Genomic DNA, 495 nt, shown 5'->3' on the forward strand with positions numbered 1-495 from the left:
CTCAAGGACATGAACCATGAGCTCTACAACGACGAGCCCTTCGTCAAAGGATTCTCAGCTCGGCTTACGCATCTCATATCTTCGGCCGTTTTCTAGGTCGGTACCGCAAGTGGCTAAGACTATCCCATCAAATAAGCTGGACATCAATTCCGCTATGAAGCTGGACGTTGATGCCGCACACAGTCTGTTGGAGATCGCGGGGTACAGGGCGATCGGTATCGACACCGGGTACGGGGTACTGATCACGCCGGACAACATAGGACATGCCATCCCTACGATCCAACACCCTGACTATTATGAAGTGCCGCCGCTGTTCGTAGCGGTGGCTATGTACCTGAGACTGCAGGAGGAAAACAAATGAAGAAACCCGCATGGAGCCACAGCTCCTTGAAAGACTTTGAGGGCTGCAACCGGCGCTACCACCAAGTGCGCGTGCTCAAGAAGTATCCGTTCCAAGAGTCCGAGGCCACACGCTACGGCAACATGGTGCACGAA

1 protein-coding gene is annotated in these 495 nt (G+C 53.9%); it reads left to right on the forward strand.

What is annotated here, in order from left to right:
- Positions 1–109 precede the first annotated feature (109 nt).
- Positions 110–361, forward strand: coding sequence for a hypothetical protein (locus tag DK926_RS26340; protein WP_114332838.1), 252 nt, complete (start codon positions 110–112; stop codon positions 359–361).
- Positions 362–495 lie beyond the last annotated feature (134 nt).

Origin of the sequence: Rhodococcus sp. Eu-32 (genome assembly GCF_003336925.1) — a bacterium.
Classification (GTDB): Bacteria; Actinomycetota; Actinomycetes; order Mycobacteriales; family Mycobacteriaceae; genus Rhodococcoides; species Rhodococcoides kyotonensis_B.